Below are 18,324 nucleotides of genomic sequence, written 5' to 3'. Positions count from 1 at the left end.
CAGCTTCTCGTGGGCCTCCTACGGCATGCGGGTGGGCAGGCGGAGCTCCTCAAGGTCCAGTTCGCGTTCGAGGACGCGCAGCCCTTCGTCCGGCAGCCGGCCGGCGTCCCGCCACCGCAACAGCTCCTCGCGCTGGACATCGATCGCGGCCCGGCGGATGCGCAACGCCGCTTCGTACTCGGGTGAGACCGGCATCCCGGACAGGTCCGCCGCCTGGAGCAGGTCGAGGCGGCCCCGGTAGCGGGTCAACCGGCTCTGCAGTTGCGCGCGCATCGTCTCGACGGCGTCGATGTGCTCCGGTTCCTCGACGACGATCTCCGAGAGCCGGGCCAGGGCGGCCTCGACGGATGCCGACCGTGCCTCGTTCCGGATCCGGACCTGATCCGCCTCGTCGGCACGCAGACCCAACGCGCTCACCAGCGGCGCGAAGGTGAGCCCCTGACCGACCAGCGTCACGAGTACGACGATGAACGCGCAGAACAACAGCAGATCCCGGTCCGGGAACGGTGCCCCGCTGTCGGTCGCGAGCGGCAGGGTGAAGATCGCGGCGAGGGTGATGACCCCGCGGGTGCCGGACCAGCTGAGCGCCACGACCTCGCGGCCGGTCAGCCGCCGGGCGTTGCGCGCTTCGGAGGCGGCGCTGCGGGTGGAGCCGGCGGTGTCGTCGTCGTCCTCGGAGGCGCCGCCGAGGCGGGTGTGCATCCAGCGAGGGAGCGACTGGTTCAGGACCAGCCACAGCGGGCGCAGGAGCAGGACCACGCCGGACGAGACCGCCACGGCGATGACGATCGTGGAGGTGTCGTACTGCCGCAGCCCCTTCACGACCTCGGGCAACTGCTGCCCGATCAGGAGGAAGACGAACCCCTCGAGAAGGAAGTCGACCAGCCGCCACACCGCGCTGGTCTGGAGCCGGCTGGCGCCGGAGGCGAGCCGGGGCGTGTGGTGCCCGACGATCAGCCCGGCGACCACCACCGCGAGGACCCCCGAGACGTGCAACTCCTCGCCGAGCAGGAACGCCACGAAGGGGGTGGCGAGCGAGATCGCGTTGGACAGCAACGGATCCCTGGTCAGCGGCCGGGCCAGACGCACACCCCAGGCGACCGCGGCGCCCACCACGAGTCCGCCGGCCGCCGCGAGAACGAACTGTGCGGCGGCCGCGGGGAAGGAGAAGGTGCCGCTGACGGCCGCGGTCACCGCCACGCTGAGGATCGTCAACGCGGTGGCGTCGTTGAGCAGCCCCTCACCCTGGATGATGGTGACCAGCTTCGGCGGAAGATTCACCCGCCGGCCCACCGCGAGCGCCGCCACCGGGTCGGGAGGCGCGACGGCCGCGCCGACCGCGACACCCGCGGCCAGGGTCGCCCCGGCGACGAACAGGTGGAACCCCAGCCCGATGGCCAACGCGGTCACGAGCACCAGGACCACGGACAGGCTGACCACGATGCGCATGTTCCTGCGGATCGCCAGCAGTGACGAATCGAGCGCCGCGCTGTAGAGCAACGGTGGCAGGACGATGGTCAGCACGATGTGCGGGTCCAGCGTGATGTTCGGTCCCGGTAGCAGCGCGTAGAGGATGCCGATCAGCGTCAGGAGCGCCGCCGAGGGCAGACCGGTCCGCGAGGCCAGCCACCGCGCGAAGATGATGACCGCGACGGCCGCCAGGACGAACACCAACAGGCTCTCGGGACTCACGTACTCATTTCCTCCTCACGTCCACCACGTCCGGCCGCCGCCCGGCGGGTGCGGTTCAGGCTGATCAACTCGTCGAGCGACTCCCGCGTGAGGGTCAGATCGGCGATGTGGCTGCTCAGCTTGTCGCGTTCCTCGGTGAGGCGGGCGAACGCGGCGTCGCTGTTGGCGTCGCTCGGCGCCTGCCGGCAGGGAAGCACCTCGAGGATCGTCTGGCTGGACAGGCCCGCCGCGTACAGCCGCTGGATGTAGCGCACGAGGTCGACGTCGTCCTCGGTGTAGTAGCGATGCCCGCCGGTGCTGCGCTTGCTGATCAACAGGCCCTGCTCCTCGTAGTAACGCAGCGACCGCACGCTCACCCCGGCCCGCGCCGCCAGGTCGCCGATCCGCATGACTCCCCCGTGTCGTCCGCCACCCGGGCTTGAAACTCACATCGTGTGAGGTTTTTAGCGTACAGATCCCGACGAGCAGGAGTGGCGATCCCCCGCATGACGCCCGCCCCCGCCACCCGGTGCGCAGGGCGACGGCGGTGCGGGTGCGGGCGGCCCAGCCGGCCGGCAGGAACGCGCCAGCGGCGACGGTCTCCCCGCGCCCGCGACCACCCGCCGCCCCGTCGAGCGGTCAGGCAGCGCTGCGGGAGCGGGCCAGGGCGAGCCAGCCGAGGACCGCGGCGATCAGGCCGATCGCCAGGGCCAGGAAGCCACCGACGATCCCGTAGCCGGTGCCGGGACCGCCCTTGGCGGCGGCCACCACCAGCCCGCCGACAACCATGCCGGTCGGCCCGGCCACCAGGGCCACGACGGCCCCTCGCCTGCCGTTGCCGCTGCCGATCCGCCCGGCGGAGCGGGCCAGCGCCAGCCCACCGACGACCACGCCGGCCAGCGCCACCAGTACGGCCACGCTGCCCACGAGTCGCCCGGTGGTCAGGGTGGAGGGATCGGCCGCGGCCGACGGGGCCGAGACGTGCGCGGCCGCCGGTGTGGCAAGCCCGAACCCCCCGACCAGGGCGGCTGCGGTGGCGGTGAACAGGTGACGGGTGGACATGAGGTGCTCCTTCTCCTTCGACGATCGGACGTGTCTGATCCTGTCCGCCGCCCCGCCACCTGTCGTCCTGCCGGCGCGGGCACTTCACGCTGCCGCGTGCGACGCATCCGGCTGCCACGGATGTCGCAGAACACGGCCGGGTACCGCGTCCGCGGTAGCCGGCCGATCGTCCGCGCGCAGGAGTCGCCCGGGGTGGACATCCCGCTAGGGTGCGCGCATGGGTAAGGGACGGATCGGTGTCAGCGACTGGGTGGTCGCCGTCGGCGTGGCGGCGATCCTGCTGGTCACCGGGCTGTCCGGGCAGCACTCCACCACCGGCCCCGACCTGCTCGGGTACGCGCTGCTGACGGCCGGCGGCCTGGCGCTGGCCGCGCGCCGCCGCGCCCCGGTTCCCGTGCTGGCCGTCACCGGGCTGTGCGCGGTGGGGCACCAGGCGGCCGGCTTCGACGTGCCGGCCGTCGCGTACCTGTTCGCGGTGTACGCCGCCGTGCGGGCCGGACACCGCACCGTCACGGTGGCGGCGAGCGTGCTCATGCTGGCCGCTCTCCCCGTCGCGGCGATGGTTTCCGGTCTGCACGACACGGGCGAGGCGTTCGCGCAGGCCCGAGGCGCCCTCGAGCTGGCCTGGCTGATCGCCGCCGGCGCGGCGGGTGAAGCGCTGCGACAGGCCGAGCGCCGGGCGGACGAGGCCGAGCGCACCCGCGAGGAGACCGCGCGGCGCCGCGCCGACGAGGAGCGGCTGCACATCGCACGGGAGCTGCACGATTCGCTCACCCACCAGATCTCCGTCATCAAGGTGCAGGCAGAGGTCGCCGTCCACCTGGCCCAGAAGCGGGGCGAACAGGTGCCGGAGTCCCTGCTGGCGATCCGGGAGGCCGGCCGTGAGGCGGCCCGGGAGTTGCGCGCGACCCTGGAGGCGCTGCGCGACGACGACCGGAGCCGGCCGCATGGCCTCGACCAGGTTCCGGACCTGGTGCAACGGGCCCGGACGGCCGGCCTGGACGCGAAGCTGTCGATCGAGGGACGCCGGAACGACGTGCCGGCCGCGGTGGACCGGACCGCCTACCGGATCATCCAGGAGTCGCTGACCAACGTCGCCCGTCACGCCGCCGCCACCAACGCCTGGGTCCGGATCGACTACCGCCCCGACGCCCTGCTCATCCGGATCGACGACGACGGCGGGACCACGCCGGACAGCGCTCCGGTGCCCGGCGTCGGGCTGCTCGGGATGCGCGAACGGGTCACCGCCCTCGGCGGTCACCTGATCGCGGCGCCGCGCCGCGAGGGCGGCTTCACCGTCCAGGCCGAACTTCCCGTGGACCAGCTCTCATGATCCGTGTCCTGCTGGTCGACGACCAGCCGCTCCTTCGCAGCGGATTCCGCGCGCTCCTCGACATCGAGGACGACATCGAGGTGGTCGCCGAGGGCGCCGACGGCGGCGAGGCCGTGGCGCTGGCCCGGGAGCACCTGCCCGACATCGCGCTCATCGACATTCAGATGCCGGTCGTCGACGGCATCGAGGCGACCCGCCGCATCGCCGCGGATCCGGCCCTGGCCGGGGTACACGTCGTCATCCTGACCAACTACGGACTGGACGAGTACGTCTTCAACGCGCTGCGCGCCGGCGCGGCCGGGTTCCTCGTCAAGGACATCCAGCCGGAGGACTTCCTGCACGCCGTACGCGTCGCCGCCCGCGGCGACGCCCTGCTGGCACCATCGATCACCCGCAAGCTGATCAACCGGTACGTCACCCAGCCCCTCCACACCGGCGCCGACGCGAGGCTGGACGAGTTGACCAACCGCGAACGCGAGGCCGTCGCCCTTGTCGCGCAGGGACTGTCCAACGACGAGGTCGCCGATCGCATGGTGATCAGTCCGATGACCGCGAAGACCCACATCAACCGGGCCATGGCCAAGCTCCACGCCCGCGACCGCGCCCAACTCGTGGTCCTCGCCTACGAGTCGGGCCTGGTGTCCCCGCGCACCGCCTGACACCCGGTCGGGGCGGGACGGCGGTTGCCGGCCGCCCTCCCGGAGACCCCGGCGCCCACCGGATACTCGCGAGCGCGACCCCGCGGACGCCGCGCTAGCTTTGCGCAGTGCGTGGGTATCGGATCGGCGTTCTCGGACGGACCGAGCTGAGCGTCGACGGGGTGGCCGTTTCCCTGGCCCCGCTGGAGCGGGCGTTCGTGGCGAGCATGGCGGCCCACAGTGGACGCATCGTCTCCGTCGACCGCCTGATCGACGGCCTCTGGCCGGAGCACCCGCCCGCCGGGGCGCGTAACCGGGTGCAGGCGATCGTCGCCTCGATCCGGCGCGCGACGACGCCGGAGCTGATCCTCACCCTCTCCCCCGGCTACCAGTTGAACGCCGCGGTCGTCGTGGACGCGGCGGAGTTCGCCGACGATGTGCGGGCCGCCACCGCCGCCACCGCCGCCCGCTGCGCCGTGGAGCTGCTCGACCGGGCCCTGGCGCGCTGGCGCGACGAGGCCTTCGTCGACGTCAGCACGAGCCTGGTCGACGCCGAGCGCGACCGGCTTCGCGAGCTGCGCGAGCACGCGGTCGAGCTGCGCGTCGACGCGCTGCTGTCGCTCGGCCTGCACCAGGACCTGGTGCCGGAGCTGACCACGCTGGTGCGGGATCGGCCCCTGCGGGAGCGGCTGCGCGGCCAGCTCATGACGGCGCTGCACCGCAGCGGCCGGCAGGCGGAGGCACTCGCCGTGTACCGGGACGGGGCCCGGGTGCTCGCGGAGGAGCACGGCATCGACCCGGGGCCGGAGCTGCAACAGCTGCACCGGGAGATCCTGGGCAGCGAGCGGGAGGCGTCCCGGCGGGCCTGGGTGCGGCCCAACCAGCTTCCCGGCGCCACCGGCGACTTCGTCGGGCGCGACAAGGAGCTCGGACTGCTGCTGTCGCTGCTGGGGCGCACCCCGCCGGCCGCCGGGGCGGCGCAGGTCGTCGTGGTGACCGGGCTCGCGGGAACGGGCAAGACCACGCTGGCGCTGCGTGCGGCGCACGAGAGCCGGCACCGCTTCCCCGCCGGATGCCTGTACGCGGACCTGCGCGGCAACACCGCCGACCCGGCGCGGCCCGGCGCGGTGCTCGGCGCCTTCCTGCGCGCCCTGGGAGTGGCCGGCACGGCCATCCCGGTGGCGGCCGAGGAACGCGCGGCGCTGTATCGATCCGTGCTCGCCGACGATCCCATGCTGGTGATGCTCGACAGCGCCGCCGATGCCGCGCAGGTGCGCCCGCTGCTGCCACCCGGTGGCAGCACCGCGCTCGTCACCAGCACGGCGGCGTTGCCCGGACTCCCCGGCACCGAGGTCGTCGCGCTCGACGTCCTGCCCCTCGACGACGGCCTGGAGCTGCTGGCCGGGCTCGCCGGCGCCGAACGGATCAACCGGGAGGCCGGGGCCGCCGCCGCCGTCGTGGAGCTGTGCGGGCGCCTGCCGCTGGCGTTGCGCATCGCCGGCGTGCGGCTGGCCGAACGGGAGGCCATGACCGTGGCACGGCTGCGCGAGCGGCTGCGCGACGAGCGGCGCCGCCTCGACGAGCTGTCGCTCGACGGGCTCGACGTGCGCAGCACCTTCACCGTCGGGTTCGAGCGGCTGTCCCCGCCCGCCGCGCGGCTGCTCGCGGTGCTCAGCCGTACGACGCTGCGCAGCTTCGGGATGTGGGACGACACCACCGAGCCGCTGCTGGAACAGCTGTGCCGGGCCCACCTGCTGACCGCCGAGCCCGGCGGGCGGGTGCGGATGCACGACCTGGTCCGGCTGCACGCCCGGGAGCGCACCGCCGTCACCGACCAGCAGGTGATCGACTGGTACGCACGGCTGCACGCGTACGCCGAACGTGCCGACGCGGCGCTGCCCTGCAGGATCCTGCCGGGAGCGGATGCGGAATCCGTGCTCGACGCCTGGGACGCCGTCGACTGGTTCGAGGCGGAACGGGAGAACCTGGTCGCGGCGGTGCGGGACCTGCTGGAGCTGGACGCGGTCGACCTGGCCGGGCGGCTGGCCTGCACGATGGGCAACTTCGCGACGATGCGCAGCCAGCACCTGCCCGAGTACGTCGACTGCCTGCGCGGCGTGCTCGACCGCCACGCCGACCTGCCGGTGCCGACCCGGACGGCGCTGCGGCTCCACCTGGGCACCGCCTACCGCATGCTGGACCGGCACGCCGAGGCCGTGCCGCTGCTGCGCGCCGCGCACCGCGACAGCCGGGGACCGCTGGTGGCGTACCGGCTCGTCGCGCTGCAGGGCTACTCGCTGTGCTGCCGTCAGCTCGGCCGGTTGCGGGAGGCGGACGCCGCGCTGCTGCTCATGGTGCGGTTGTCGGCCGCGCACTGGCCGGTCGGCCCGGTCGGCGGACACGTGCTGCTGGCTCTCGGCATGCAGTACGGGCAGTACCAGCACACCTCCCCGTTCGCCCACGCCGCCTGCGCCGCGGCCCGGCAGCTCTTCGCCGACGGCGGCGACCTGTGGGGCGAGGCGCTCGCGCTGGAGAGCCTCGGGCTGCTGCACCGGCACGCCGAGCGGTGGCCGCAGGCCCTGGAGCACCTGCGGCGGGCGGTGGCCGCCGCGCGGCGGCTCGGTGACCGGATGAGCGTGACCACCGCCGAGCAGGCGCTGGCCGCGACGCACCTCGCCGCCGGCGACCGCGACTCGGCGCGACGGCTGCTGACCCGTACGGCACCGGCGTTCCGCGGGATGCGCCACGGGTGGGGCGAGGCGATCTCCCGCCGGCTGCTCGGGAAGGTGCACCTCGAAGAGGGGGACGCGGGCCGGGCGGTGGCCGAGCTGGAGGGCTCGGTGGCGATGCTGCGGGGCATCGGGCAGCCGTTCCCGCTGGCGAACTCGCTGAGCCTGCTGGCCCGGGCGCAGGCCGCGCTGGGGCGGCACGACCGGGCCGTCGCGCTGGGCGAGGAGGCGCTGCGCATCTTCGAGCACTTCGACGCCGCGTACGCCGGTGACCTGCGCGAATCGCTGGCGTGCTGGCGGCGCGCAGCGGGTGCGCAGTAGAAGCGCAGGGCGGGCGCAGCGGCGACCGGCACAGTGACGGGCAACCACCCCTCACAAGGAGGTCTGCCCATGACCAGGATCATCAACCGGGTCGGCGACGCCATGCTCGGCAAGGTGCTCGGCCGCGAGGAGGCCGGCGCCTGCGTGCCGGAGAACGGCAAGGCGTGCGCGTGCGTCGCGTCCGACGGCTACTGCTCGGGCGGCGTCTACTTCCGCCGTTACCGGCAGGGCTACTACAACTGCAACGGCGCCTGCGTGACCTCCACGTCCCGGTCGCTCTGCTACGTCAAGAAGGCCGGCGTCTGCTGACCTGATCTCCCCTGGGGGCCGCGCCGGCCGGCGCGGCCCCCGCCTGACTCGCCGAGGAGTTCCCATGCCGGGTTTCGCCTACGCCGCTCTCGCTGTCGTCGGCGCCGTCGCCGTGCTCAACCTCGTCCTGACCCTGGCGCTGGCCCGCCGGCTACGCGAGGCGCAGGCCGGCCACGCCCACGACGGCGAGCCCGTCCCCGAGGTGCTGCCCGCCCCGGGCCTGCGGGTCAGCGGCTTCGCGCACGCCGATCTGACCGCCGGCCGGCGCACGGTGGTCATGCTGACCCCGACCTGCCCGCCGTGCCAGACCCTCCTGGACGACCTCACCGCCGACGCCGACCGCTACCGCGACGACACCCTCGTCCTCATGATCGGCACGCCGGAGGAGACCGCCGCGATCGCGCCCCGCCTGACCACCTTCGAGACGGCGACGATCTCCGAACAGCTCGCCGAGCGCGAGTTCCAGGTCAAGGGCTTCCCCGCCGTGCTGTCGATCGTCGACGGCGTCGTCGCGGACGCCGGCCACCAGCTTCCGGTCCTGGCCTGATCGTGGCCACGCTGCGAGCCGCCCTGCGGCTGGGTTGCGCCGACCCGAAGGCGCTCACCGCCGTGGTCGCCCTCGTCCTCGTCGGCGCGGCGCCGCCGCTGGGCGTCGCGTGGTTCACGAAGCTGCTGTTCGACGAGGTCGGGCGGGGCCGCTCGGCCAGCCCGTCGACCGCGACCTGGTACGCCGTGGCGATCGCCGCCCTGGGCGCCCTGGCGGCGATCGCCAACCGCCTGTCCGGCTACTTCACCACGGCGTTGCAGCACGCGATCACGATCGCCGCCGAGGTGCGGCTGTACCGGAAGCTGAACGGCTTCCTCGGCCTTCGCCCCTTCGAGCAGCCGGCGCTGCGCGATCGGCTGGCCCTGGCCCAGCAGGCCGCCGACCAGACGCCGTACGTGGTCGTCATGTTCGCGGTCAACGTGGCCCAGAACGTCGTGACGGTGGGTGGCTTCGCCGCGATCCTGACGTCCCTCTGGCCGCCGGCCGGCCTGCTCCTGCTCGCCGTGGCCGCGCCCGAGTTCCTCATTCAACTGCGGCTGTCCCGCCGGGCCGCGCGGGCCGTGGAGGACAGCGCCGGCCTGTTCCGGGCCCGGTTCCTGTTCCAGACCGTGCTGACCGACCTGCGCGCCGCCCGGGAGGTGCGCCTCTACCATCTCGGCCGGTTCTTCCACGACCGGCTCACGGGCGCCGTGCGGGCCGCCGCCCGGATCGAGCTGGCCGCCGCGCGGCACGCCACGGCGGTGCAGACCTGCTGGGCGCTGGCCGGCGTCGCCGCGACACTCGCCGCGACGGTGGTCGCGGTGAACGCCGCGGTCCGCGGCCGCCTCAGCCTCGGTGACCTCACCCTCCTGCTGGCCGCGCTCGCCGCGGCACACAGCGGCCTGGCCGGCATCGCCGGTCAGCTCGGCGAGGCGGGCACCGCGATGCGGCTGTTCCGGCACTACGTCGCCGTTCTCGACACTCCCGCCGACCTGGTCGACGGGACCCGGCCGGCCCCGCCGCTGCGCGCCGCGATCCGGTTCGAGGACGTGTGGTTCCGCTACGACGAGGACGGTCCCTGGATCCTCCGGGGCGTCGACCTCACCATCGACGCCGGCGAGGCCGTCGGGCTCGTCGGTCTCAACGGGGCCGGCAAGAGCACCCTCGTCAAGCTGCTCTGCCGGTTCTACGACCCCGACCGCGGCCGGATCACCTGGGACGGCGTGGACCTGCGCGACCTACGGGTCGAGACGGTGCGCCGGCGGATGGGGGCGGTGTTCCAGGACTTCATGTGCTACGACCTCACCGCCGCGGAGAATGTCGGCATCGGCCGGCTGCCGCACACGCCCGAGCAGGTCGAGGCCGCCGCCGCCCGCGCCGAGATCCACGACCGCCTCCGCGACCTCCCCCACGGGTACGCCACGCTGCTCAGCCGCACCTTCGCCGACCAGGACGGCGAGCCCGGGGTGACGCTCTCCGGCGGGCAGTGGCAGCGGGTCGCGCTCGCCCGGTCCCTGATGCGCGCCGACGCCGACCTGCTGATCCTGGACGAGCCCAGCTCCGGGCTCGACGCCGACGCCGAGACCCGCGTGCACGCCTCGCTGGCCCGCATCCGCCACGGCCGTACCGGGCTCCTGATCTCCCACCGGCTCAGCACCCTGCGCGACGCGCGGCGCATCATCGTGCTGGACGCCGGGCGCGTCATCGAGTCGGGGGCGCACGACGAGCTGATGGCGGCCGACGGCGAGTACGCGCGCCTGTTCCGCCTCCAGGCCGGTGGCTACCAGTTGGCGGCGACGTGACCGGCTGGCTGCGCCGCCGCTGGCGCGTGGTGGTCGTACGCGGACACAGCATGGCGCCGACGCTGCACGACGGCGATCTGCTCGTCGTCCGGGTCGGGCGGACACCGGCCGCCGGTGACCTCGTCGTCTTCCGGGCCCGCGACGTCGTCCCGGAGGCGGAGCTGACGTGGATGGTCAAGCGGGTGCACCGGATCGAGCCCGACGGCGCCGTGACGGTACGCGGGGACAACGCCCGCAGCCAGGACTCGCGGCATTTCGGAGCGGTGCCACGCCGGGCGATCCTCGGCGTGGCCAGAGGGAGGCGATGACCCCGTGTACGTCGAGATCGGGTGCCGGGTGCTGCTCGGCACGGTGCTGTTGGCGGCGGCGGTCGGCAAGGTCTCCGGCCGGGCCGCCTACCGCGAGTTCACGCGCTCGGTGCGCGACATGGGCTACCGGCCCCCCGGCCCGCTCGCCGCGGCCGTGGTCGCCGCCGAGTTCACCGCCGTCGTGCTGCTGGCGGTGTTCCCGCCGGCCGGCTTCCTCTGCGCGGGCGCCCTCCTGCTCGCCTTCACGGTGGCCGTCGCCACGAACCTGCGGCGGGGCGGCGCCACCTGCCGGTGTTTCGGCCGCACCGCCGCGCCGCTGGGCCGGCACCACGTGTGGCGCAACGTGGTCCTCGTCGGCTGCGCCGTCGCCGGCGCGCTCGCACCGGCCGGACCCGTACGGCCGGGCGAGGCGGTCCTGGTCGTCGTCGGCGCGCTGCTCGCCGGCGTGCTGGTCGTCATGCTGGACGAGCTGCGCTACCTGTTCGGCGCGACCAGCGGCACGTGACCTTCGGGTCGGGCGCCACCGGACCGCTCCGGTGATCGGCCCGCGCGGGGCGGGCCGCCGTCACCGGCCGAGCCGCGCGGCCATCCGGCGGCGCAACGGCGGCACCGCGCCGGTGATGCGCATCGTCGTGCCGCTCATCGAGTTCGGCGAGCACGGCTTCGCGGGCGCCCGCACCAGCGCGATCGCCGCTCGCGCCGGGGTCAACCAGCAGCTGATCTCCTACTACTTCGCCGGCAAGGAAGGCCTCTACCAGGCCCTGCAGGAGCGATGGCGGTCCACGAGCGGCGCCGCTCAACCCGACCTGCCGATGGCCGACGTGGTCGCGGGTTTCCTCCGGCTCGGCGCGACCCAGCGGTCCTGGGCGCGGCTGCTCATCTGGGAAGGACTCGCCGACACGGGAGCGGCCGCCGACACCGAAGGCGAGGCGCAGGCCCACAGGTACTTCACGGCGATGGTCGAGGACGTGCGCCGCCGGCAGCGGACCGGCGAGCTGTCCGCCGACCTCGACCCCGCGTACGTGGTGCTGACGTTCTTCGCGGCGGCGCTGGCGCCGACCGTGCTGCCGCAGGTCGTCCGCCGGCTGACCGGCCTGGCGGCCGACTCGCCCGAGTTCCTCGACGCGTACGCCGCACAACTGGGCACCATGCTCGGCCACCTCACCGTGCCCACTCCCCCGTCGGACTGATCAGGGGCTCAGGGCCGCCTCGCCGTGAGGCCGGTGCAGCGCCTCGCCGCGGCGATCCTGTCCTCGATGCGCTCGCGGGCCGCGCCGGACACGAGGACGGGCTGCCCGGTGCCGGACACCGTCGCCGGCAGGAACTCGGTGCGGGTCACCGTCCGCCCGCGCACGGTCAGCCGCAGGACGCCGGAGTCGGTGCTGTGCGACTCGCTGTACCAGAGGAAGTTGCCGAGCCCGTAGTGCACGTAGGTCTCGCCCAGCCAACCGTCGGCGAGCAGGGTGTGCGCGTGGGTGCCGACCACGATGTCCGCCCCGGAGGCGGCCAGCCGCCGGGCGAACGCCGTCATCTCCCCGGTCGGGCAGGGGTTGCCCTCGACGCCCCAGTGCATGAAGACGATCACCAGGTCGGCCCGGTCGCGGGCTGCTCGCACGGCGGCGTCGGCCCGGGACCTGTCGAAGGCCATCGCGATGCCCGGGCGGCTCTGCGTCGCTTTCCACTGCGCGGCCAGGTCGTGCACCTGCGACATGCCCAGCACCGCGACCCGCACGCCCTGCACGGTGCTCAGCCAGGGCGCGTACGCCGCGCCGGCGTCGCGGCCCGCCCCGAACACCGGGAAGGCGGCGTCCGCCGCCGCGTCCAGCGTGTCCGACAGCCCGACCTGGCCGTAGTCGAGGGTGTGGTTGTTGGCGAGCGACACGGCGTCGACCCCGGCCGCGCGAAGCGCCGTGAAGGCGGTCTCCGGCGATCGGAACCGATAGCGCTTGGGCTGCGGGGTGCCGCGGTCCGTCACCGCCGTCTCAAGATTCACCACGGTGAGGTCGGCGTCGCGCAGTACCGAGGCGGTGCGGCCGAATGCCGTCCGCGGGTCGTCGAGCAGACGCAGCGTGCGGCCCGTGAAGTGCACGTCGCCCGCGAAGGCCAGCCGCAGCTCGACCGGCGGGGCAACGCCCGGCCCGCCGGTGCTCGGCGACGCCCCGGCGTCCGACCCGGTCGCGGCCGGCGGCTGCCATTCGGCCGCCGGGCGATCCGCGGTGGTGCACCCGGCCACCGCTGTCCCGATCGCCAGCGCCGCCAGCGCCATACGCACCGTGGTGCTGATCACCGGCACAGGATAGTGAGGCCGACCGGAGTCATGGGGTCGAGCGGGTCATCAGCCGCCCCATGAGGGTCTTCGCCCACGGGTGGTACCGGGTGTTCTGGAACGCCGCGACGATCCACCGGTCCCCGTCGCGGCGCAGGACCGTCGTGTTCGTCGACACGCGCTTCGCCGACGGGACGGTCCGGCCCCTCTGCCAGCGCATGATGATGCCCGCGCGCTGCACCACGATCGCCGTCGCGGGGTCGGTGAAGCGGATCGTGCGCTCGACGACGGCGAGCCGGGAGCCGCGCATGATGCCGTCGAACAGGGGCCGGTGGCCCGCGGCGATCTCGTCCCGGCCGGTCATCACGGTGCCGTCGAACGCCACATAGGTGGCTTCCGGCGCGTGCAGCGTGGCGTACGCGTCGGCGTCGCCGGCCTGCCAGCAGGCCTCGAGCCCGGTCAGGGTGTCGAGGACGCCGGCGTGTGCGGTGGTGGTCATCGCGGTCCCCCTGATTTACTTAGCTGGAACGTAGTAATTACTACGCCGAATCTAAGTATTGGTGGGCGGAGTGTCAACCGAGGGCGCGCACGTCGAACGGAACCTGGGCCGCGACCTCAGCGGTGCGGTCGTGCTGTTCCACCAGGCCGTCGCGGCGCGCCTGGGGCTGTCGGCCGGCGACCTGAAGACGCTTGAGCTGATCGCCACCGACGGGCCGTTCAGCGCGAGCGAGCTGGCCCGGCGCACCGGGCTGACCGCCGCGGGAATCACCAGCGTCGTAGCGCGGCTCGCGGCCGGCGGCTACGTCGTGCGGGAGACCGACCCCGGCGACCGCCGGCGGGCGATCATCCGCGCCGCCGACGCCGAGCACCCGGAGCTTGCCGACGCGTTCGCCGGGCTCGGCCGGGCGCTCGGCGGCGTCATCGCCGACTACGACCCGGCCGAACAGGCGGCGATCGTCAGCTACCTGCGCCGCACGATCGACATCCTGCGCGAGCAGACGATCCGGCTCGGACCAGGATCCGATCGGCCCACCTGTCGCGCCGGGGAATGACGAGCCGTCGCATGCGCCCCGCCGTGGCAGGGCGCCGCCGGGCCTCCCTCGGTCAGGCCGAGGCGGAGAAGGCGGCGATCAGCCCGAACATCCCGCAGCAGAGCAGTCCGCCGACGCCCAGGATGACGAGCAGGATGCTGTAGTTCGACCACAGGCCGAACCGGGTCACGTCGGTGCCGTAGCCGTCGTGCACCCGGTTGCGCCAGCCCCCGAAGCGGAACGAGAGGTGGTGCACCGCCCCCGGCTGCGCGGCGAGCGTGGTCGTGATGACGGGGATGCCCATGAAGTCGGTGTACCGGACGTCGTGCGGACCGGCCGGGACCGCCACGTGCCAGGTGCCCTCGCCGGGAATGGCCACCACCCGACGGTCGATCTTGAACCGGCTGGTCACCGGAGCCGGCACGAGGTACGGCCCCCGGTTCACGGAGACGACGAGCACCGCGCACCCCGGCGGCGGCGCGATCGGGTGGGGGTACGCGATCAGCGGCGTCGCAGCGCCGGGCATCGACGGGTGCGGCAGAGGGGGGACGTAGGACACGGCCAGATTCTGGCACGGCGGCGCACGCCCGCAGCCGCCACGCCCAGCGGCACGGACAGCATCGCCGTGCGTGCCGTCACCCCGGAATCGCCGCCTCCGCCCACCACGGTCAGCACGACGTTGCCACCGCCCGCATGCGCGCCTTCGCCGAGGCGGCCCACACCCTCGCCGCAGAAGGTCACTAGGCGAGCGGCGCGCCGACAGCGGGACGTGTCCCGACCCGGGCAGGGCTCGACGTGGCGTTCCTCAGGGGAGCTGCGCGAGCTGGACGCGTACCGCGCCGGCGTCGGGATGATCGAGCTGTTCCAGGATCGCCAGCGCGTCCCGCCATGCCGCGCGGGCGCCCACCCGGTCACCGGCGGCGTGGCGGGCGCTCCCGAGATGGGTCAGGACGATGCTCTCGTCGTACCTGATGCTCAGCTCCCGGGTCAGGGCGAGCGCGCTGCGGAAGCACTCGGTCGCCCGCACGTGGTCGCCGAGGTCGAGATGGACGTGACCGAGGCTGTCCCAGGCCTGGGCGGCGCGGCGCCGGTCGCCGGTCCGCTCGTGCAGGTCGAGGGCCCGCCGGCAGTAGCCGAGCGCCTGCCGGTGCTCCCCGAGGTGGGTCAGGTACCAACCGATCGCGTTGAGCCCGTCGGCCTGCCCGGCCACGTGCCCGAGGGCCTGGTAGAGCGCGAGCGCCTGACGCGCCTGCGGCAACGCCTCGGCGTAGCGGCCCTGCCGGTCGAGCACCCAGGCCAGGTTGAGCCGGGTGTGCGCCTGGCCGGTGCGGTCGCCGGTCTGTTCGAACCGCGCCAGGGCGCGCTCGAAGTGCCGGCGGGCGTCCTCGTTGTCCCCCAGCTTCGCCCTGGCCCGCGCCAGGCCCCAGTGCGCGTGGGCCAGACCGCGGCGGTCGTCGAGGCGTCGGGCGGCCGTCATCGCCAGGTCCTGCACCGCGGCCAGGTCGTGCCAGTAGGCGTGGACGTCGAGGAAGTCCAGCAGCGTCCACGCCAACTGCCAGGCGCGGCGGTCGGCGCCGGTGTGGACCGCCTGCCCGACGGCGGCCAGGAGCACCGCCTTCTCCGCCCTGAACCAGGCGAGCGCCTCCTCGTAACAGGCGAGGACCACCGGGGCCGCGCCGGGCTCGGGCGCCGAGTCGGTGATCGGATCCCGATGCGGGTCCAGCAGGCGGGCGGCGCCGTCGGCGGTGTGCAGGTAATGGTCGAGCATCCGGCGCCGGGCACGCCGCTGCGCACCGGGGTCGTCGTGGTCGTGGGCCAGCTCTGCGGCGTACCGGGCGAGGAGGTCGTGGCAGGCGTAGCGCCCGGGGGCCGACTCGCCCAGCAGGTGCGCGCGGGTCAACTCCGCCAGGAGTGGCCGCACGGACGTGGTCGACCGGCCGGCGAGGCTCGCCGCGGCCGGCGCGGTGAGGTCCGGGCCGGAGTGCAGGCTCAGCAGCCGGAGCAGCCGGGCGGCCTCGCCCGTGAGGGTCCGGTAGGACCAGGAGAAGACGGCTCGGATGTCGGTGGCGACGTCCCCGCCGTCGAACGGATCCAGCGCGGCGGCCGGGACGTCCGCGGCGTGCCGCAGCTCGGCGGTCAACGTGGCGAGCGGAAAGTCGGGCCGGGTGACGGCGCGCGCGGCGACGATGGCCAGCGCGAGCGGCAGCCGCGCGCACCGGGTGATGAGCTCGTCGACCCCGCCCGGATCGGTGGCCAGCCGGTCCGCGCCGAGACGTCCGGCCAGCAGCTCCCGGGACTCCCGCGTCGACAGCAGATCCAGCGTCACGGGGTGCCCGCCCTCGCTCACCACCAACGGGGTCAGCTGGTCGCGGCTGGTGACCAGGACGAGGCAGCCGGGTGCGGCGGGCAGCAGCGGCCGGACCTGCGCGACGTCGCGGGCGTTGTCGAGGACGACGAGCACCCGCCTGCCGGCCAGCAAGCTGCGGTACAGCCCGGCCTGCGCGGCCGGCTCGACGGGAATCCGCTGCGCCGGCACCCCGAACGCGTCGAGGAAGCCACGGATCGCCGTGGCCGGATCCACCGGGCAGCCGTGGCCGGCGAAGCCACGGAGGTCGACGTACAGCTGGCCGTCGGGGAACTCGCCGGCCATCCGGTGTGCCCAGTGCACGGCCAAGGCGGTCTTGCCTACACCGGCAGTGCCGGACACGACCGCGATGGGCGGGGTACCGGGCTGGCCGGCACGTGACGCCCGCGCGGAGCGCAGCAGGGCGTCGAGCCTCGCCAGCTCCGGACGGCGGCCGGCGAAACCCCGCACGGCCACGGGCAGCTGGGCGGGTGGCGGTGCCGGATGGGAGACCGCGCCGGCCATCCGGGTCGGTCCGCACACCGCCGCCGGCGGCGCCAGGTCGGCGTCCTGCCGGAGGATGGCGGCGTGCAGCTGACGCAGTGCCGGGCCCGGATCGACTCCGAGCTCCGTGGCCAGGGCGGTGCGCAGCCGCTGGTAGGCCGCCAGCGCGTCGACCTGGCGGCCGTCGCGGTACAGCGCGAGCATCAGCCGGTGGTGGATCTGCTCGTGGTACGGATGCTCCGCGGCCAGGCGCGCCAGCTCCGGTACGAGCGACGCGTGCTCACCCAACGCCAGCCGCGCGTCGGTCAACGCCTCCCGGGCCGACAGCTCCAGTCCGGCCAACCGCTCGGCCTGCTCGTCCAACCAGCGCAGCCCGGCCAGGTCCGCCAGCGGCCGTCCCCGCCAGAGGGCCAGCGCGGCGCGCAGGGCAACGGCGCGCTCGGCGGGATCCCCCGGTTGCCTGCTCTCACCGATCAACCGCTGCGCGAGGTGCAGGTCGGTGGCCTCCTCTGCCAGGTCGAGGACGTAGCCGTGCGGACGTACCGTGATGGCCGCCCTTCCGCCGAGCACCCCCCGCAGGTACGAGATGTGACGTTGCAGGGAGTTCTTCGCGGTGGCCGGAGGCGTCCCGTCCCAGACGATCTCGATGAGCAGGTCGGGGTGCACGGCGTCACCGGCATGCAGGGCGAGTGCCGCGAGCAGGGCCTTGCGCCGTAAGCCGGGCACCGGTCGAGCGCGATCCCCCTCGGTGACGTCGACCGGCCCGAGAAGTCGGACCTGAATGGTCGCCACCTCCACTCCTCAGCGGTCAACCAATCGAATGCTAGCGATCGCCGGGCCGCCCGGGTCAGCGCGCGTCAGGTTCACGTCAGCGCCGGATGCGACCGTGCGACGGCGCGACGGTCAGCACGCCGCGGCGCGGTCGAGCGACCGTGCCCCCGCGCGCAGGACAAGCCCGATCAGAGGAAGTGAGGGACCATGAAGCTCAGGCACGCCATCCGCAGGACGTTGACCGTCCTCACCGCGGCCACGGTGGTCGCCGCCGGAGCGGTCGCCGGAACCGCGGCCCCGGCGCTCGCCGTGACCGCGAAGCTGGAGATCTTCCTGCAGTGCCAGACCAACGACGGCCGGTACTGGGACTACACGGTCCAGGTGAGCGGCGCCACCTCGCGCTGGTACTACGACAAGTACTCGGTCGAGGTCCGGATCTGGGGCGACGACGAGTGGAGCGACGACCTGCTCGGCGGCCCGTACCGGACGCTCTACGACAACAGCTCGGGCGGCGGGCCGGGCTACTACACCTTTGCCGTGTGCATGAACAGCTCGACGCTGAACGAGGACGTCGGTCTCGACGACATCTACGCCGGCGTGCGGGTCTACAACGCCAGCAATGTGAACACCGAGACGGTGGAGTCGAACCGCTGGTACGGCTACTTCTGACGAGCAGGCTCCTCGCCGCCGGCGGCCACCAGGTCCCCGA

General features: G+C 73.9%; 18 protein-coding genes. 11 read left to right on the top strand and 7 right to left on the bottom strand.

The window, feature by feature from the left end:
- Nucleotides 1–18 precede the first annotated feature (18 nt).
- From ACQP12_RS11890 to ACQP12_RS11880, 3 genes are all read right to left on the bottom strand, one after another.
- Nucleotides 19–1,692 (bottom strand): cation:proton antiporter, encoded by a 1,674-nt coding sequence (locus ACQP12_RS11890; RefSeq protein ID WP_433287424.1) that lies wholly within the window; start codon nucleotides 1,690–1,692, stop codon nucleotides 19–21.
- Nucleotides 1,689–2,081 (bottom strand): MerR family transcriptional regulator, encoded by a 393-nt coding sequence (locus tag ACQP12_RS11885; protein ID WP_357949408.1) that lies wholly within the window; start codon nucleotides 2,079–2,081, stop codon nucleotides 1,689–1,691. Before ACQP12_RS11885 ends, ACQP12_RS11890 begins: the two co-directional genes overlap by 4 nt.
- A 229-nt stretch (nucleotides 2,082–2,310) precedes the next feature.
- Nucleotides 2,311–2,733, bottom strand: a complete 423-nt coding sequence (locus ACQP12_RS11880; RefSeq protein WP_433287421.1) for a DUF6223 family protein — start codon at nucleotides 2,731–2,733, stop codon at nucleotides 2,311–2,313.
- 217 nt (nucleotides 2,734–2,950) lie between these two features.
- Here ACQP12_RS11880 and ACQP12_RS11875 point away from each other — a divergent pair, with 217 nt between their 5' ends.
- The 9 genes from ACQP12_RS11875 (at nucleotide 2,951) to ACQP12_RS11835 (ending at nucleotide 11,889) form a co-directional block, all read left to right on the top strand.
- Nucleotides 2,951–4,066, top strand: a complete 1,116-nt coding sequence (locus ACQP12_RS11875; RefSeq protein ID WP_433287419.1) for a sensor histidine kinase — start codon at nucleotides 2,951–2,953, stop codon at nucleotides 4,064–4,066.
- A complete protein-coding gene (locus ACQP12_RS11870) occupies nucleotides 4,063–4,725 on the top strand; it encodes a response regulator transcription factor (RefSeq protein ID WP_357949399.1) in 663 nt (220 codons plus the stop codon). The genes ACQP12_RS11875 and ACQP12_RS11870 overlap by 4 nt, the downstream gene beginning before the upstream one ends.
- A gap of 107 nt (nucleotides 4,726–4,832) precedes the next feature.
- Complete coding sequence (locus ACQP12_RS11865; protein ID WP_433287415.1) at nucleotides 4,833–7,754, top strand: BTAD domain-containing putative transcriptional regulator; 2,922 nt, start codon at nucleotides 4,833–4,835, stop codon at nucleotides 7,752–7,754.
- 69 nt (nucleotides 7,755–7,823) lie between these two features.
- On the top strand, nucleotides 7,824–8,063 hold the full coding sequence (locus tag ACQP12_RS11860) for a hypothetical protein (protein ID WP_357949394.1): 240 nt from the start codon (nucleotides 7,824–7,826) through the stop codon (nucleotides 8,061–8,063).
- 64 nt (nucleotides 8,064–8,127) lie between these two features.
- Nucleotides 8,128–8,610 (top strand): hypothetical protein, encoded by a 483-nt coding sequence (locus ACQP12_RS11855; protein WP_433287413.1) that lies wholly within the window; start codon nucleotides 8,128–8,130, stop codon nucleotides 8,608–8,610.
- Nucleotides 8,611–8,612: 2 nt separating this feature from the next.
- Nucleotides 8,613–10,391, top strand: coding sequence for an ABC transporter ATP-binding protein (locus tag ACQP12_RS11850; protein ID WP_433287411.1), 1,779 nt, complete (start codon nucleotides 8,613–8,615; stop codon nucleotides 10,389–10,391).
- A complete protein-coding gene (locus tag ACQP12_RS11845) occupies nucleotides 10,388–10,699 on the top strand; it encodes a S24/S26 family peptidase (RefSeq protein ID WP_357949386.1) in 312 nt (103 codons plus the stop codon). The genes ACQP12_RS11850 and ACQP12_RS11845 overlap by 4 nt, the downstream gene beginning before the upstream one ends.
- Before the next feature lie 4 nt (nucleotides 10,700–10,703).
- Nucleotides 10,704–11,204, top strand: coding sequence for a MauE/DoxX family redox-associated membrane protein (locus ACQP12_RS11840; protein WP_433287409.1), 501 nt, complete (start codon nucleotides 10,704–10,706; stop codon nucleotides 11,202–11,204).
- A 115-nt stretch (nucleotides 11,205–11,319) separates the two neighbouring features.
- Nucleotides 11,320–11,889: a TetR/AcrR family transcriptional regulator gene (locus ACQP12_RS11835; protein ID WP_433287407.1), complete on the top strand. Its 570-nt coding sequence runs from the start codon at nucleotides 11,320–11,322 to the stop codon at nucleotides 11,887–11,889.
- An 8-nt stretch (nucleotides 11,890–11,897) separates the two neighbouring features.
- Here ACQP12_RS11835 and ACQP12_RS11830 read toward each other — a convergent pair whose 3' ends face one another.
- Both ACQP12_RS11830 and ACQP12_RS11825 read right to left on the bottom strand, forming a co-directional pair.
- On the bottom strand, nucleotides 11,898–12,986 hold the full coding sequence (locus ACQP12_RS11830) for a CapA family protein (RefSeq protein WP_433287405.1): 1,089 nt from the start codon (nucleotides 12,984–12,986) through the stop codon (nucleotides 11,898–11,900).
- 28 nt (nucleotides 12,987–13,014) lie between these two features.
- Nucleotides 13,015–13,464, bottom strand: a complete 450-nt coding sequence (locus ACQP12_RS11825; RefSeq protein WP_433287403.1) for an SgcJ/EcaC family oxidoreductase — start codon at nucleotides 13,462–13,464, stop codon at nucleotides 13,015–13,017.
- 70 nt (nucleotides 13,465–13,534) lie between these two features.
- Here ACQP12_RS11825 and ACQP12_RS11820 point away from each other — a divergent pair, with 70 nt between their 5' ends.
- The gene (locus ACQP12_RS11820) at nucleotides 13,535–14,017 is read left to right on the top strand and encodes a MarR family winged helix-turn-helix transcriptional regulator (RefSeq protein WP_433287401.1); all 483 of its coding nucleotides are present in this window, start codon (nucleotides 13,535–13,537) and stop codon (nucleotides 14,015–14,017) included.
- A gap of 52 nt (nucleotides 14,018–14,069) precedes the next feature.
- On the opposite strand, the gene ACQP12_RS11815 is transcribed toward ACQP12_RS11820, so the two are convergent.
- Together ACQP12_RS11815 and ACQP12_RS11810 are read right to left on the bottom strand one after the other, a co-directional pair.
- Complete coding sequence (locus ACQP12_RS11815) at nucleotides 14,070–14,555, bottom strand: hypothetical protein (RefSeq protein WP_357949375.1); 486 nt, start codon at nucleotides 14,553–14,555, stop codon at nucleotides 14,070–14,072.
- A gap of 246 nt (nucleotides 14,556–14,801) precedes the next feature.
- On the bottom strand, nucleotides 14,802–17,636 hold the full coding sequence (locus ACQP12_RS11810) for an AfsR/SARP family transcriptional regulator (protein WP_433287399.1): 2,835 nt from the start codon (nucleotides 17,634–17,636) through the stop codon (nucleotides 14,802–14,804).
- A 186-nt stretch (nucleotides 17,637–17,822) separates the two neighbouring features.
- On the opposite strand from ACQP12_RS11810, the gene ACQP12_RS11805 reads away from it, so the two are divergent.
- Nucleotides 17,823–18,284, top strand: coding sequence for a hypothetical protein (locus ACQP12_RS11805; RefSeq protein WP_433287397.1), 462 nt, complete (start codon nucleotides 17,823–17,825; stop codon nucleotides 18,282–18,284).
- Nucleotides 18,285–18,324 lie beyond the last annotated feature (40 nt).

Origin of the sequence: Micromonospora sp. CA-244673, assembly GCF_050948395.1 — a bacterium.
Classification (GTDB): domain Bacteria; phylum Actinomycetota; class Actinomycetes; order Mycobacteriales; family Micromonosporaceae; genus Micromonospora.
Note: the sequence above shows the minus strand (reverse complement) of the source record. Positions and strands in the feature narration are given on the sequence as shown.